The following is a 15,153-nucleotide window of genomic DNA, read 5'->3' as shown; positions in this document are numbered from 1 at the left end:
TGGACCTGCCCCGAACAGAGGATTCGGCCGAACCGAGAGACGTCAGGATCCCGTGGGCAGGAGCCGCGACACGACCTCGGCCAGTTGCGCCGCCGACCGGCACTCGTGCATCGAGATCACCCGCCGATAGACGTCGGCGGCCGAGTCGCCGGTCCCCCACTGCGCCTTCGGCTCGGGGTTGAGCCAGTGCGCGTGCCGGGCGACGGTGACCATGCGGGCGAGGGACTCGGTGCGCGGATCGCGGTAGTTGGTGCGGGCATCGCCCAGGATCAACAGCGACGCCCGAGGACCGATGGCATCGAGGTGATGCGCGGTGAAGGTCTCGAAGGAGTGGCCGTAGTCGGAATGGCCGTCGTAGGTGATCAGCTCCGACTCCGCGATCATGCGCGACATCGACTCGGCGAGCGACGCGCGTCCGGCCGAAGCGTCGAAGAACCGGGTCACCTCGTCGGCGGTGTCGATGAACGCGAAGACACGCACTCGGGAGAACTGTTCGCGCAACGTGTGCACGAGCAGCAGGGTGAACTGGCTGAAGCCGGCGACCGATCCCGAGACGTCGCAGAAGATCACCAGTTCGGGCCGCGCGGTGCGGGGCTTGCGGTTGACCAGGTCGATGGGGACGCCGCCCGTCGACAAGGACTTGCGCAGGGTGCGCCGCAGGTCGATCGACCCCGCTCGCGACCGCCGTCGACGGGCCGCCAGTCGGCTCGCCAGGAGCCGCGCCAACGGAGCGACGTTCTTGCGGAGGGCCGCCAGTTCCGACTCGGACGCGCGGAGGAAGTCGACGTCCTCGGCCAGGCGCGGGACGCCGTAGGACGCCACCCGTTCCTTGCCCAGCACCTCGGCGGTGCGGCGACGGGTCTCCTTCTCGATCATCGACCGGAACTCCGCGATGCGGACCGCGGCCGTCCGACGGGCCAGTTCGGACTCGAACTCGCCGGTCGTGGGTGCACCGGGACCGCTGGAGCGGCCGATCAGTCCGTCGAGAATCTTCGCCAGCAGCGTCGACGGCTCCACCGTGCGCAGCGTCTGGTACTCCGAGAACGACTCGCCGCGGCTGGAGCTGTACTTGCCGTAGGTCTCGACGATGTCGCCCACCAGGCGCTCGACCTGCGCCATTGCCTCCGCGGAACCGTCCGCGAGCAGCTCCGCCAGCACGTGTTTCAGAGCGTCGAGATCGACGGTGCCGTCCTCGGCGAGAGGCGGGCCGACCGTGTTCTCCTCGTCGGCGGTCCGCGCACCGATCGCGGCCGGGAACCACAGATCGAAGAGCGCGTCGAACGCGGGTCGATGGCCGGGTCGGCGCACCAGCGCGCACGCGAGACCCTCCCGCACCACCTCCCGATCGAGGATGTCGAGAACGGCCAGCACCGCGCCCGCGTCGACCGTCTCCGACGGGCCGACGTCGATACCGCGGCGACGCAGCGCCTCCACGAACCCCACCAGGTGTGCGGGGATGCCGGAGATGTCCACCGTCCCGGTCACGGGTCAGCCGAGTCGGAGTTCGGCGACGGCGCGGTCCTGATCGGAGCGGTGCTTGAGAATGACGCCGAGCGTCGACCGCACGGCCGCGTCGCTCACCTCGTCCATGCCCAGAGCCAACAGGGTGCGGCCCCAGTCGATGGTCTCGGCGACCGACGGCAGCTTCTGCAACTGCATGTCCCGCAGCACCTGCACGATGCGCACCATCTGCTCGGCCATCGCCTCCGGCAGCTCCGGGACCCGGCTGGCCAGGATGCGCCGCTCCAGGTCGGCGTCCGGGAAGTCGAGATGCAGGAACAGGCAGCGACGCTTCAGCGCCTCCGACAACTCGCGTGTCGCGTTGGAGGTCAGCACCGTGAACGGCCGCCTGGTCGCCGAGATGGTGCCGAGCTCCGGCACGGTGATCGCGAAGTCGCTGAGCACCTCGAGAAGCAGGCCCTCGATCTCGATGTCCGCCTTGTCGGTCTCGTCGATCAGCAGCACTGTGGGATCCGATCGACGGATCGCCGTGAGCAGGGGCCGCGACAGCAGGAACTCCTCGGAGAACACGTCGTGGCGTGTCTCGTCCCACCCCGCGCCGGAACTCGACTGGATGCGCAGGATCTGCTTCGCGTGGTTCCACTCGTACAGTGCCCGCGCCTCGTCGACGCCCTCGTAGCACTGCAGGCGGACCAGTTCGGCTCCCGCGGCCTGCGAGACGGCGCGAGCCAGCTCCGTCTTGCCGACGCCTGCCGGGCCCTCGATGAGCAGCGGCTTGCCCAGACGATCGGCGAGGAACACCGCCGTGGCGGTCGCCTTGTCGGCGAGGTACCCCGTGGCGGCGAGGCGGGTCGCCACGTCGTCGACGTCGGAGAAGAACGGAACGATGTCGGAGTACGTCTGCGTCACGCCGGGCCTTTCGGTTGTTCCAGAGAGGTGGTGGAGGCGGGTCAGGCCGGACGAATGTGCCCGTCGCCCTGGACGATCCACTTGGTCGAGGTGAGTTCCCGCAGCCCCATGGGGCCGCGGGCGTGGAGCTTCTGGGTGGAGATGCCGATCTCGGCTCCGAAGCCGAACTGCTCACCGTCGGTGAACGCGGTGGAGGCGTTGACCATGACGGCCGCTGCGTCCACCCGAGCCGAGAACGCACGCGTGGCAGCGAGATCCGATGCCACGATCGCCTCGGTGTGTCCCGTGCCGTACCTGTCGATGTGCGCGACGGCGGCATCCAGGTCGTCGACGACGGCGAGGGCGATGTCGTCGGAGAGGTACTCGTCGGCCCAGTCGTTCTCGGTGGCCGGAACGAGACCGGGAAGATCGCCGTGGACACGTACGCCGTTGTCCGACAACGCCTGCACCAGACGCGGCACCGCCACGTCGGCCACGGCGGCGTCGATCAGCACCGTCTCCGCGGCGTTGCACACGCTCACTCGACGTGTCTTCGCGTTGAGCAGGATGCGCTCGGCCATGTCGAGGTCCGCGGACGCGTGCACGTAGACGTGGCAGTTGCCGACACCGGTCTCGATGGTGGGCACCGTCGCGTCGCGCACCACCGCCGAGATGAGGCCGGCCCCACCGCGCGGGATGACGACGTCGACGAGTCCGCGAGCCCGGATGAGGTGCGTGACCGTCGCGCGATCCTCGCTGGACAGGAGTTGGACGGCGTCCGAGGGAAGGTCCAGCGCCGACAGGGCCGCCCGCAGAACACCCACCAGCGCGGCGTTCGATCGCGCGGCGGAGGACGACCCCCGCAGGAGGACGGCGTTGCCCGACTTCAGAGTGAGCCCGAACGCGTCGACCGTGACGTTGGGCCGGGCTTCGTAGATCATGCCGACGACGCCGAGCGGCACCGCGAGCTGCCGGATCTCGAGTCCGTTGGGCAGGGTCCGACCCTCGAGGAGCTCCCCCACGGGATCCGGCAGAGACGCCACCTGGCGCAGTCCGGCGGCGATGCCGTCGATGCGGTCGGGGGTCAGCCGCAGTCGGTCGAGCTGCGAGGGCGGGGTGCCGGACGCCTCGGCGAGTGCGAGGTCCTCGCTGTTGGCGGCGAGGATCGCGTCGGCGGAGGCCAGGACGGCGTCCGCCGCGGCGTGCAGCGCGTCGTCCTTGCGCGCGGTCGTCAGCAGAGCGAGTGCGCGCGCGGCGACCCGGGCGCGGGCAGCAGCGGCGTGCACGTCCGCTTCGAGAGCATCGGGGGTGGACACCTCGGCGCTGGTGGTGGCAGTCACGCCGTCCAGGGTAGGTCACGCTCCCACCAGCCCGTACGCCCGAGCGCACCCGGGACGATCCGGCCGACGGGAATGATCGCCCGGCCGAATTGTTCGTTCATCCTGAGCGCTGTCGTCGTGGACGGCGCGCGTGTAGGACGAGACGAGGAGATGACTGTGAGCCTGCTGTTCGAGCCCTTGACCCTGCGTGAGGTCACCTTCCCCAACCGGGTGTGGATGTCGCCGATGTGCCAGTACTCGGCGGACGCGGAGGGACCCTCGACGGGCGCGGTCACACCGTGGCACCGGACTCACCTCGTCTCGCGTGCCGTCGGCGGCGTCGGCCTGGTGATGACCGAGGCGGCGTCGGTGAGCCCGGAGGGCCGCATCACGCCGTGGGACCTCGGCATCTGGAACGACCAGCAGGCGAACGCGTTGGCCGAGGTGGTCACCGAGATCCGGCAGCACGGCAGTGTGCCCGCGATCCAGTTGGCCCACGCCGGTCGCAAGGCGTCCACCGACGCACCGTGGCGTGGCGGAAAGCCGCTGGCGGCGGACGACTCCCTCGCGTGGGAGACGGTCGGACCCAGCGCTGTCGAGTTCGGCCACTACCCGGCTCCGCGCGAGATGACGACCGCGGACATCGACAAGGTCGTCGACGACTTCCGCTCCGCCGCGGTACGCGCGCTGGCCGCCGGCTTCGACGTGGCCGAGGTGCACGCGGCGCACGGTTACCTGCTGCACCAGTTCCTGTCCCCGGCCAGCAACCACCGGACCGACGAGTACGGCGGCAGCTTCGAGGGTCGTGTCCGCCTGACCCTGCGCGTGGTCGACGCGATCCGCGAGGTGTGGCCGGCCGACAAGCCCGTCTTCGTGCGCGTGTCTGCGACCGACTGGACCGGCGAGGAGCGTGGCGTCGACTCCGAGGCCTGGACGCCCGACCAGACCGTCCTGCTCACCCAGCAGCTCGAGGATCATGGTGTCGACCTCGTCGACGTCTCCACGGGTGGCAACGTCGCGAAGGCGTCCATCCCCGTCGAACCCGGCTACCAGGTGCCGTTCGCCCGGCGCATCCAGAGCGAGACGCGCATCCCCGCGGCCGCTGTCGGACTGATCACCGAGCCCAAGCAGGCCGAGGACATCATCGGGTCCGGCGAGGCCGTGGCTGTGTTCCTGGCGCGCGAACTGCTGCGCGACCCCTACTGGGCCCGTCGTGCGGCACGCGAGCTCGGCGCGGACATCACCCCGGCCACACCTCCGCAGTACGAGCGGGCGTTCTGAGTCAGCGCTCGCGCGAGAACGACCATGTGCGGAGTCAGCGCTCGCGCGAGAACGACCATATGACCGCGGCCACGAGCTCGAGGGCGAGTCGCGCGGGTACCGGGTTGGCCGGCTCGATCATCGCCTGGGCCATCGCTCCTTCGTAGGCGGCGACGACACCCCGACCGAGGGTGTCGTCGTCCACCGCCACCTCGCGCCCGTGGGTCGCGAGACCGTGAACGATCATGGGACGCAGGGCGTCACGGAGCGCGGCCCGGTGCCCGGTCACCACGGCCGCCAGCCCCGGGTTCCGCGCCGCGTGGGCGCCGAACTCCGCCATGAGTACGTGCCACGACACGTCGCCGACCAGTCCGCTCAGCGCTGCCACGACGATCTCCTCGAAGGACCGTCCGTCGGACGCGTCGTACCCCAGGGCGTCGACCACTCCGCGTACCCGCGTGATCAGTCCCGACGCCTGTCGCGTCCACAGTTCGAGAAAGACCTCGTCCATCGACGAGAAGTTCGAGTAGAACGCTCCGCGAGTGAATCCCGCTCGCTCGCAGATCTGTTCCGGGGTCGATCGCCCGAAACCCCGTTCGACGAACACCTCGAGGGCGCCGTCCAGCACTCGCTCGCGAGTCTGTGCTCTGCTGCGAGTGGCGGTCCTGCCTGTTCTCGCGGTCACGTTGCCTGAAGTCGCCGCCATGATGCACTATCGTATCGAACGAGACGATACAGATGTGTATCGGTCCCCGAGAACATGCCGACGGAAGGCCCGCCATGTCCCCCGAAGCCGCTGCGCCCGCATTCCGGCGCCCCACCACCTGGGTGCTGCCGGTCGTCGCGGTCTCCGTCGTCATGTCGCTGCTCGCGGCGCTGTACCTCGGCGGCATCCTCGACCCCAAGGAGAACCTCCGCCACTTCCCGGTGGCACTGGTGGTCAGCGACGAGGGCGACGTGCTGCCGAACGGTGAGCAGGCGAACCTGGGGCAGCAGATCGGCCAGGGCATCGCGGACGGCATCGACGCGGAGAAGATCGATCTGAAGCAGGTCGGTATCGCGGAGGCGCAGAACCTCCTCGCGAACGGCGACGTCTACGGCGCGATCGTCGTGCCGAGCGACTTCACCAAACGAGTGTCGATCCTGACGCAGGCCTCCGTCGTGGCGGGCGACATCGAGCGACCCATCGTGACGATCATGACCAATCCGCGTGCCGGCACACTCGGTTCCTCCCTCATGACCACCATCGGCGACACGGCGCTCGACTCCGCGAACGGCACTCTGGGAGAACGACTCACGACGCAAGTGACCGAGGCACTGCCCGCGGGCGCCACCCTCTCCGGGGCCGCGGCCCTCACACTGGCTGCGCCGGTCGACATCGTCGTCACTCCCTACGACCCACTTCCGGACGGCACGGGGCTCGGGCTGTCCGCCTTCTACTACGCCCTGCTGCTCGTGCTCGCCGGCTTCACCGGCGCGATGATCGCCAGCGCTCTCGTCGACGGCGCACTCGGCTTCGTGCCGCTCGAGTTCGGCCCCACCTTCCTGCAGCGTCGCCGATCCACCGACAGTCGCCTGCGCGTGCTCGCCGCGAAATGGCTCACGATGGTGGTGATCGGGTTCGTGGTGTCCGGTCTCTACGTCGCGATCGCCACCGCACTGGGCATGCCGATCCCGAATGCGCTGGGCCTGTGGCTCTTCGGAGTGCTGGCGATCTCGGCCGTCGGGATCACCGCGGTGTCGGTGCTGTCGATCTTCGGCACTCCGGGGCTGATCCTCAACCTCGTCGTCTTCGTGATCCTGGGCCTGCCGTCCGCCGGCGCCACCATCCCGATCCAGGCGTCACCTGCGCTCTTCGGGTGGCTCGCGCAATTCGAACCGATGCATCAGGTGTATCTCGCCGTGCGCTCGATCCTCTACTTCGACTCACGCTGGAACTCGGGTCTCGCCCACGGACTCGGCATGACGCTGCTCGGGCTCGTCATCGGCCTGGTCCTCGGCGCTCTGGTGATCGCGATCTACGACCGCAAGGGATACGACCGGACGCCCGCGGTCACCGGGTCACCCGGCGACGAACCCGAGGGACTTGTCGACGACGTTGCGCAGCGGTCGGCCGGCCGCGAATAGTTCGGCATTCTCGGCGAAACCGGAGTAGAGCCGGTCGCGCCACCCCACGGTGTCACCGCTCATGTGTGCGGTCAGCAGCACGTGGTCGAGGGTCCACAGCACGTGCTCGGGTGGCAGCGGCTCGGTGTCGAACACGTCGAGGGCAGCTCCCCCGACGTGGCCGCTGCGCAGAGCGTCGACCAGCGCGTCGGTGTCGAGCAGTTCGCCACGACCCACGTTGATCGCGCGCACCCCGGGATCGGCCGCCGCGAGAACGTCGCGGCCGACCATGCCCCGTGTCGACGGTGTCAGCGGTGCGATGAGAACGAGGTAGTCGGCGCCGGGTACCACCGACGCGAGATCCGTACTGGCGTGGACGGTTCCGAAATCCGCATCACCCGTGCGAGCCGTCCGTCCGACCCCGGCGACGTCCATACCGACGGCACGCAACATGCGCGCCGTGGCCCGGCCGATACTGCCCGTTCCGATCACCAGAGCTCGACGCCCCGCGATGTTCTCGGTCTCCCGGCGCAACCATCGCGCCTGTCGGCCGAGTTCGACGGTGCCGCGCACGTCCTTCGCCAGAGCGAGCACGGACGCGAGCACGAACTCGGCGATCGGCACGTCGAACACCCCGCGCGCGTTGGTCACCACGACGTCGGACGCCGCGAGGTCGTCGAACAACAGCTTGTCCACCCCTGCTGCGGCGACGTGCACCCATTCGAGTGCGGAGCAGCGCGACCACTGGTCCCGGAGCGCCGACGAGAAGAAGTCCCACAGCAGGACCGCCTGCGCGCCGTCGACCGCATCGCCGAACGTGTCGGCGGTGGCATGCCGCACCTCGTACGAGGTGTCGAGTTCCTGCACCCGGTCGGGAAGGAGTCCGTCGTGCAGGACGGTGATGATCGGCCTCGCTCCGCCGTTCGTGCGGGAGGGGCTCACGGTCGCTGCTCCGTCATCAGTCGAGCGTAGGCCCGGGAGAGGCGAGCGACCTCGAGCAGGTCCACGGACTCGTCGGGCTGATGGGCCTGCGCCTCGAGATCACCGGGACCCAGCACGATGGTGGGCACTCCGAGGTCACGGGCGACGAACCCCCCGTCGCAGGACGCCGTCCACACCGCGGTCGACGGGTCCGGCGCACCCGTGGAGCGCAGCGCCGCCAGCGCCGACTCGACGAGCGGGCTCGACTCGTCGGTGAGGAATCCCGGCATCTCCATCTCGACGTACGCGTCGACGTCCAGATCCGTGACGAGGCGGGCCCGGCGGAGCAGGTCCACGACGACGGCGTCCACGTCGTCGTCCGGCAGCAGGCGACGATCGATCTCCAGCCGGCAGCGGCCCGCGACGATCGACGGTCCGGTCCCACCGTCGATCCGGCCGACGTTCCACGACGCGGCGCCGAGCACCGGGTGCGGCACAGCGGCCAGTTCCGCGTGCAGCCCGTCGATCTCGCCCACGACGCGGGCCGCCGCGACCACGGCACTGCGACCGTTCTCGGGCCGGCCGGCATGCGCGCTCCGACCGGTGACGGTGAGCACGATGTTCGCCGCTCCGCGGCACCCGACGATCACGGTGCCGGCCGTGGGTTCCGCCACGACGCATCCCGTGAAGGCCGGAGGCCGGCCGGTCTGGTCGGTACGGTCGGACACCCATGCCCGGATGCCCAGGCCCGTGTCCTCCTCGTCCACCACGCAGGCGAGTGTCACGGTGCGCGCCGGGACCACACCGCGCCGGGCCGGTGACCCCATCGCGGCGAGTACAGCGGCGAGACCACCTTTCATGTCGCAGGCGCCGCGTCCCACGATCCGACCGTCGTGCACCCGCGAGCGGAACGGGTCCCCGGTCCAGCCCTCCCCGGCGGGCACCACGTCCGAGTGCCCGAGGAACAGCAGGCCCGGGCCGGGCTCGCCGGGAAGGACCACCTCGACGTTCGGCCGCCCCGGCGACGCGTCGGTGACGACGGTCTGCAGACCGAGACTCTCTGCGATGCGGCAGATCTCGGCCACCACGGCGGACTCGTCGGGACCGGCGTCGATCAGCGCTCTCGTGATCCGCTCGACCGTCGCGACGTCGGTCGACGCGCGATCCTGCTGGAGGTCGGCCGCCGTCACAGTTCGGCTCGGGCCGCGTCCAGCGCACCCGCCAACCGCTGCACCCCGACGTCGATGCGCTCGGGGGTCGAGGACGCGAAGCACAGTCGCATCGCATCGCCGAAGAGGCCGTTCGCGGACAGCGCCGGACCCGGGATGAAGGCGACACCGTGCGCGAGTGCGATCTCGAACAGCCGCCGTGTGTCCACAGCGGCGTCGTCACCCACCAGCGTGACCCACAGGAAGAAGCCGCCCTCGGGATCGGTGGTGCGCACCCTCCCACCGAGGTGCCGCTCCAGGCTCGTCTGCATCGCGATCTTGCGGGGCAGGTAGATGTCCGCGAGGGACGCCAGGTGCTCGGTGAGCAGTCCCTGTCGCAGGAACTCGGCCACGATCCGCTGGTTCGGCACGTTGGTGCACGTGTCCATCGCCTGCTTCGCGTTGATGATCAACCGGCGAGCGGCGGGGTCCGCGTCCACCCACCCGACGCGCAGACCGGGGGCGATGAGCTTCGAGAACGTGCGCACGGAGAACACGAGCGGGTCGTCGGGAGCGAGCGCTCGCAGGCTCGGAACCGGATCTCCCTGGAAGCGGAGGTGGCCGTAGGGGTCGTCGTCGAGCACCACGGCGCCCCACTCGCGGGCGAGTTCCAGGAGCGCCAGTCGGCGCGGCAGCGACATGGTCGTCCCGGACGGATTCTGGAACGTCGGGATGGTGTAGATCATCGTGGGCAGTCGGCCCGCGCGGGCGACCAACTCGGGAAGCGCCTCGACGATCAGCCCGTCGGAATCCATCGGCGCCTCGAGGATGTCGCCACCGTAGCTGAGCACGGTCGCGGTGCCGTTCGTGTACGTCGGGCTCTCGACGATCACCAGATCGCCGGGGTCGACGAACAGCGTGCACGCGAGATCGAGCCCCTGCATGCCACCCGACGTGATGACCAACCGATCGGGAGACGTCGGTTCACCGAAGGCGTCGCAGAAGGCCACCAGCTGCTCGATCAGAGCCGGATCACCCTCTGTCGCACCGTAGTCGAAGGCATCTGCGGTCAGGACCCGGCCCGCGATCTCCGCCATCGCCGCGTGCGGAACCGCCTCGGCGGCGGGCGATCCCATGGCGAAGCGCACGATGTCGTGCTTCTGCGCGGCGAGCAGCGAGGTCGACGAGTCGATCATCGACCCGACGAGGTGATCGGTGCGCAGCGCCCACGGAAGCGTGGTCGTCTCGTACGTCTGTGCGTGCATGTCCGTCACTCCTTGACTGTCAGGCATCGCGGGTAGGCGGTGAAGGTGTCGATACCGGTGTCGGTGACCACCACGGACTCGGACACCTCGTATCCGTAACCGTCGAGCCACATACCGCCGATGACGTGGAACGTCATGTTGCGCTGCAGGATCGTGGCGTCGTCGCTGCGCAGGCTGATGGTGCGCTCGCCCCAGTCCGGCGCGTACGCGATGCCGATCGAGTACCCGATGCGGGAAGGCTTGTGAAATCCCGCCCGGCCCAGTTCACGGTTCCACGTCGCCGCGAGGTCACTGGTCTGCACTCCGGGCCTCATCTCCGCGAGCACGGCTCCGAGTGCGTCGTCGGTGGCGGCGGCGAGACCGGCCATGCGCGGGTCCGGTCGCCCGAGCGAGACCGTCCGCGCCATCGGGACGTGGTAGCGGCGGAACACCCCGGTCAGTTCCACCACGGTCGACTCCCCGTCCCGGAACGGCCGGTCGGTCCAGGTGAGATGCGGGGTGTCCGCACCCTCACCGGTGGGCAGCATCGGAACGATGGCCGGGTGGTCGCCGCCGAAGTCGTCCGTGCCGCGCACCTGCGCCGCGGAGATCGCCGCGGCGGCGTCGCACTGGCGCACACCGACGGCGATCGCGTCCATCGCGGTCGCCATGGCGCTCTCGCAGATCGCCGCCGCCCCGCGCATCAGCTCGATCTCGGTGTCCGACTTCACCGATCGCACCCAGTTCACCAGCTCACGAGAATCGACGAACCGGTACTCCGGCAGGCACTTCACGAGTGCTTCGAACGCCTTCGGGCTGAAGTAGTAGGAGTCCATCTCGAGCCCCACCTGGCCGTGCTCGAAGTTCGAGACCAGGCTCAGTCCGCGCAGCGTGTCGGCCACCCAGACGAAGGGATGGGTGTCCGGCCGTTGGACCAGGGTCTCCGGATAGCCGAACACCTGGTCGTCGGGAAGCCACGACGTGCGTGAGGCGCCGTGCGCGTCCATGGCGCGGGCGAAGAACAGCATGTCGCCCTCGGCCGGCACGAAGAGCACCTGCGGGGTGTAGAACGACAGGGCGTTGTAGGCCGTCAGATAGTAGATGTTCGACGGATCGGTGATCATGAGCGCCGCGAGACCCCGCTCGGCCATGACGGCACGCACGGCAGCGAGGCGGGAGCTGTGTTCGGCCGTACTGATCGTGTCGATCATGCTGTACCCCTGACAGTTTCGAGGTTATCCGGGTTCCTGGAGCGAGCGTAGGTGCTCGCACCCACGGGCGCAGCGCGAGTGACTACGCGGTCTCCGCCGACTCACGTAGCGACGCCGTCAGATCGTGCACGGCGGTGTCCATGTGTTCGCGCAGAGCAGGTTCGAGCCGGGCCCAGTCCTGCGCTCGCAGCAGATCGACGAGCAGCGTGTGCTCCTCGATCAACGCGTCGGGCCGGTGGTACGCGGTCTCGAGGTTGGCCATGCAGATGCGGGCCTCGGCGGCGAGCGTCGCGTACATCCGGCCCATCCGGCTGTTGCCCGTCGCCGCGACCAGTGCGGTGTGGAACGCGAGATCCCGCTCCGCCACCGACCGCCAGTCGCCCCGGTCGATGGCCGGCTGCATCTCGACCACGATGCGCGACAACGCGTCCGCGACGCGTCCGGAGTCACCACGCCGCAGAACGGTGAACGCGGCACCGATCTCGATGGCCGCGCGCGCCTGGTAGATCTCGGCGACGTCGGACTCACCCAGCTCGACGACGAAGACGCCGCGATTGCGGAAGGAGACGAGCAGCCCCTCCTGACTCAGCCGCTGCAGCGCCTCGCGAACGGGTCCGCGGGAGACGGCGAGTTCGGTCGCGACCGTCGCCTCGTGGACCTGCTCCCCCGGTGCGAACGATCCGTCGATGATGCGCTCGCGCAACTGGTCCGCGATGACGATCGACGTGGTGCGGGCGTCGAGAGGCGTCAGCCGTCGAGTGGCCGTCACAGCGTCCGCCCCGGCCGACGCGGCACGGCGAAGTACTTCACCTCGAGGAACTCGTCGATGCCGAGACGCCCGCCCTCACGTCCCAGTCCGGACTGCTTGACCCCGCCGAAGGGTGCCGCGGGGTTGGACACCAGCCCGGTGTTGAGACCGACCATGCCCACCTCGAGACGCTCGCCCAGATCGAAGGCCCGGTCGACGTCACGAGTGAACACGTAGCCCACGAGACCCCACTCGGTGTCGTTGGCGATGCGCACCACCTCGTCCTCGTCGTCGAAGGTGATGATCGCGGCGACCGGCCCGAAGATCTCGGTGTGCACGATCTCGGCGTCGGGTGGAACGTCCACCAGCACCGTCGGAGGGTAGAAGTATCCCGGCCCCTCCGGCGTGGCACCGCCGGTCAGGACTCGCGCCCCGCGTCTCACCGCGTCGTCGACGAGGCGCTGCACCTTCGCGCGGCCCTCCGCATCGATCAGCGGGCCGACCCGGACACCCTCGTGCGCACCGTCTCCCACGGTCAGCTCGGCCATCCGCGCGGTCAGCTGCTCCGCGAAGGTGTCGACGACGGACCGATGGACGAACAACCGGTTGGCGGCGGTGCAGGCCTCCCCCATGTTGCGCATCTTGGCGATCATGGCTCCGTCGAGCGCCGTCCCCAGATCGGCGTCCGCACAGACGACGAGGGGCGCGTTCCCGCCCAGTTCCATCGACGTCCGCATGACGGTGGACGCCGCCTGGCCGAGCAACAGCCTGCCGACGGCGGTGGAGCCCGTGAAACTCAGCTTCCGAGCCACGCCGCTGCGCAACCACGGTTCGACGACGCCACCCGCGTCCGAGGTCGTGACGATGTTGAGGACGCCGTCCGGCAGTCCGGCCTCCTGGAAGATGCGGGCCAGAGCGAGCGAGGTGAGCGGTGTCTGTTCGGCTGGCTTGAACACCATGGTGCATCCGGCGGCCACAGCGGGCCCGATCTTGCGGGCACCCATGGCCAGCGGAAAGTTCCAGGGCGTCACCAGCACACACGGTCCCACCGGTACTCGTGTGACCACCATGCGCGTCGACCCGTCGCCGGTCAGGGTGTGATCGCCGGCGATGCGGACGGCCTCCTCGGAGAACCAGCGAAGGAACTCGGCTGCGTAGGCGACCTCGCCGCGCGCCTCGGCGAGCGGCTTGCCCATCTCGGCGGTCATCACGGCGGCGAGGTCCTCCGTCCGCTCGACCACGAGGTCGAACGCACGGCGCAGCACGACGCTCCGCTCCCGCGGCGACGTCGCCGCCCACGCAGACTGGGCGGCGCTCGCGGCATCGAGAGCCAGAGCGGCGTCGGCGGGCCCCCCGTCGGCGACGCGCGCGATGGTCTCGCCGGTGGCAGGGTTCTCGACGTCGAACGTGCGGCCGTCCACCGCGTCCCGCCATCGACCACCGATCAGAATGCTGCGATCGGCCACCGGCACGGGTCGGTCGACCGTCGTCGTCACGACCGAACTCCCAGCGCCGCGTCGCACGCCTCCGCGATGCGCTCGAGTCCCAGCTCGACCTCGTCCCGCGTCACCACGAGGGGCGGGATGATGCGCACCACGTTGCCCAGCGCACCGCACGTCAACAACAGGAGATCGCGGTCCAGAGCTGCCTTCTGCAGAGCGAGCGCGGCGCCCGGATCGGCGTCCCCGGCGTCGTCGACGAACTCGAATGCCGCCATCAGACCGAGCCCGCGGGCATCTCCGATCTCGTCGTGCCGAGCCGCGATCTCACGCAGTCCACCGAGAAGCTGCTCCCCGCGCAGACGGGCGTTCTCCACCAGGCCCTCGTCCTCGACCACGTCGAGCGTGGCGACGGCGGCCGCCGCGGCCACCGCGTTCCCGCCGTAGGTGCCGCCCTGCGATCCCGGCAGGGCGGTACTCATGAGGGCGGTCGAGGCGGCGATCGCGGAGATCGGGAAGCCGCTGGCGAGACCCTTGGCCGTGATGAGAACGTCCGGGGTGGAATCGGAGAACTGGTGACCCCAGAACTTCCCCGTGCGGCCCACTCCCGCCTGGACCTCGTCCACGATGAGTACGATGCCGTGCCGATCGGCTCGCTCTCGGAGTCCGTCCAGGAACGCCGGCGGGGTGGGAAGGTAACCACCGTCGCCCAGGACCGGCTCGATGATGAACGCCGCGGTGTCGGCGACGGCGGACACGGTCTGCAGCAGGTAGTCGAGCTCGCGCAAGGCGAAGGTCACCGCGGTGTCGAGGTCCCAGCCGTACCGGAACGCGTACGGGAACGGCGCGATGTGGACGCCGCCCATCATCGGAGCGAAGCCGGACCGGAACTTGGTCCCGGCTGTGGTGAGTGTCGCCGCGGCGACGGTGCGACCGTGGAAGCCGCCGTGGAACGCGATGATGTTCGGGCGGCCGGTGGCCATGCGCGCCAGACGAATCGACGCCTCGACGGCCTCGGACCCCGAGTTGGCGTAGAACACGCTGTCCAGGCCGACCGGCAGGACGGTGCCGAGCTTCTCGGTCAACTCGAGCAGAGGCGTGTGCATGACGGTCGTGTACTGCGCGTGGATGATCTTGCCGACCTGCTCGCGCGCCGCCGCGACCACGCGCGGATGGCAGTGTCCGGTGCTGGTCACGCCGATACCCGTGGTGAAGTCGAGGTAGCGGCGCCCGTCGGTCCCGGTGATCCAACTTCCCGACGCGTGATCCACGACGATGGGTGTGGCCTGCTTCAGGGCGGGCGACAGCCGAGCGGTGTGAGCACTGGTGGAGGCGTCGGCTGTTCGAGGCACGAATGCTGCTGCAGTCATGCCCTCACTGTCGAGGACGATCGTCCGATTGTCAACAA

General features: G+C 69.6%; 13 protein-coding genes. 2 read left to right on the top strand and 11 right to left on the bottom strand.

The window, feature by feature from the left end:
- Positions 1-42: 42 nt before the first annotated feature.
- Genes OHB23_RS11320 through OHB23_RS11310 form a run of 3 tightly spaced genes read right to left on the bottom strand, consistent with a single transcriptional unit; the run spans position 43 to position 3,689 of the window.
- On the bottom strand, positions 43-1,485 hold the full coding sequence (locus OHB23_RS11320) for a vWA domain-containing protein (protein WP_328809552.1): 1,443 nt from the start codon (positions 1,483-1,485) through the stop codon (positions 43-45).
- A 3-nt stretch (positions 1,486-1,488) separates the two neighbouring features.
- A complete protein-coding gene (locus OHB23_RS11315; protein WP_056445834.1) occupies positions 1,489-2,370 on the bottom strand; it encodes an AAA family ATPase in 882 nt (293 codons plus the stop codon).
- A 41-nt stretch (positions 2,371-2,411) separates the two neighbouring features.
- Positions 2,412-3,689: a glutamate-5-semialdehyde dehydrogenase gene (locus OHB23_RS11310; protein WP_222649337.1), complete on the bottom strand. Its 1,278-nt coding sequence runs from the start codon at positions 3,687-3,689 to the stop codon at positions 2,412-2,414.
- A 156-nt stretch (positions 3,690-3,845) separates the two neighbouring features.
- On the opposite strand from OHB23_RS11310, the gene OHB23_RS11305 reads away from it, so the two are divergent.
- Positions 3,846-4,949, top strand: a complete 1,104-nt coding sequence (locus OHB23_RS11305) for an NADH:flavin oxidoreductase/NADH oxidase (protein ID WP_056446339.1) — start codon at positions 3,846-3,848, stop codon at positions 4,947-4,949.
- A 34-nt stretch (positions 4,950-4,983) separates the two neighbouring features.
- On the opposite strand, the gene OHB23_RS11300 is transcribed toward OHB23_RS11305, so the two are convergent.
- Positions 4,984-5,634, bottom strand: a complete 651-nt coding sequence (locus tag OHB23_RS11300; RefSeq protein WP_328809551.1) for a TetR/AcrR family transcriptional regulator — start codon at positions 5,632-5,634, stop codon at positions 4,984-4,986.
- A gap of 74 nt (positions 5,635-5,708) precedes the next feature.
- Between OHB23_RS11300 and OHB23_RS11295 the strand changes: the two genes are divergently transcribed.
- A complete protein-coding gene (locus tag OHB23_RS11295) occupies positions 5,709-7,055 on the top strand; it encodes a YhgE/Pip domain-containing protein (protein WP_307092252.1) in 1,347 nt (448 codons plus the stop codon).
- Here OHB23_RS11295 and OHB23_RS11290 read toward each other — a convergent pair.
- The 7 genes from OHB23_RS11290 to OHB23_RS11260 all read right to left on the bottom strand — a co-directional run bounded on the left by OHB23_RS11290 (position 6,990) and on the right by OHB23_RS11260 (position 15,115).
- A complete protein-coding gene (locus OHB23_RS11290) occupies positions 6,990-7,976 on the bottom strand; it encodes a D-2-hydroxyacid dehydrogenase (RefSeq protein ID WP_328809550.1) in 987 nt (328 codons plus the stop codon). The two genes, OHB23_RS11295 and OHB23_RS11290, sit on opposite strands and share 66 nt — an antisense overlap.
- Entirely contained in the window at positions 7,973-9,145 is a 1,173-nt protein-coding gene (locus OHB23_RS11285; protein ID WP_328809549.1) for a M20 family metallopeptidase, read from the bottom strand. Before OHB23_RS11285 ends, OHB23_RS11290 begins: the two co-directional genes overlap by 4 nt.
- Complete coding sequence (locus OHB23_RS11280) at positions 9,142-10,368, bottom strand: aminotransferase-like domain-containing protein (RefSeq protein ID WP_328811626.1); 1,227 nt, start codon at positions 10,366-10,368, stop codon at positions 9,142-9,144. The genes OHB23_RS11285 and OHB23_RS11280 overlap by 4 nt, the downstream gene beginning before the upstream one ends.
- A gap of 5 nt (positions 10,369-10,373) precedes the next feature.
- A complete protein-coding gene (locus tag OHB23_RS11275) occupies positions 10,374-11,558 on the bottom strand; it encodes a M24 family metallopeptidase (RefSeq protein ID WP_027505686.1) in 1,185 nt (394 codons plus the stop codon).
- An 82-nt stretch (positions 11,559-11,640) separates the two neighbouring features.
- The gene (locus OHB23_RS11270) at positions 11,641-12,327 is read right to left on the bottom strand and encodes a GntR family transcriptional regulator (RefSeq protein WP_231476313.1); all 687 of its coding nucleotides are present in this window, start codon (positions 12,325-12,327) and stop codon (positions 11,641-11,643) included.
- Positions 12,324-13,802 (bottom strand): NAD-dependent succinate-semialdehyde dehydrogenase, encoded by a 1,479-nt coding sequence (locus OHB23_RS11265; RefSeq protein ID WP_051613385.1) that lies wholly within the window; start codon positions 13,800-13,802, stop codon positions 12,324-12,326. Before OHB23_RS11265 ends, OHB23_RS11270 begins: the two co-directional genes overlap by 4 nt.
- On the bottom strand, positions 13,799-15,115 hold the full coding sequence (locus tag OHB23_RS11260) for an aspartate aminotransferase family protein (protein WP_285185681.1): 1,317 nt from the start codon (positions 15,113-15,115) through the stop codon (positions 13,799-13,801). The genes OHB23_RS11265 and OHB23_RS11260 overlap by 4 nt, the downstream gene beginning before the upstream one ends.
- Positions 15,116-15,153: the final 38 nt, after the last annotated feature.

Source organism: Rhodococcus sp. NBC_00294 (assembly GCF_036163995.1).
GTDB lineage: Bacteria > Actinomycetota > Actinomycetes > Mycobacteriales > Mycobacteriaceae > Rhodococcoides.
The sequence above is the reverse complement of the archived record's forward strand: the minus strand, read 5'-3'. Positions and strand labels throughout refer to the sequence as shown.

Bases quoted from the DNA above. Each gene is read 5' to 3' on its own strand.
- OHB23_RS11300 (WP_328809551.1), bottom strand. From the start codon at position 5,634: ATGGCGGCGACTTCAGGCAACGTGACCGCGAGAACAGGCAGGACCGCC.
- OHB23_RS11295 (WP_307092252.1), top strand. From the start codon at position 5,709: ATGTCCCCCGAAGCCGCTGCGCCCGCATTCCGGCGCCCCACCACCTGG.
- OHB23_RS11280 (WP_328811626.1), bottom strand. From the start codon at position 10,368: ATGCACGCACAGACGTACGAGACGACCACGCTTCCGTGGGCGCTGCGC.
- OHB23_RS11275 (WP_027505686.1), bottom strand. From the start codon at position 11,558: ATGATCGACACGATCAGTACGGCCGAACACAGCTCCCGCCTCGCTGCC.
- OHB23_RS11260 (WP_285185681.1), bottom strand. From the start codon at position 15,115: ATGACTGCAGCAGCATTCGTGCCTCGAACAGCCGACGCCTCCACCAGT.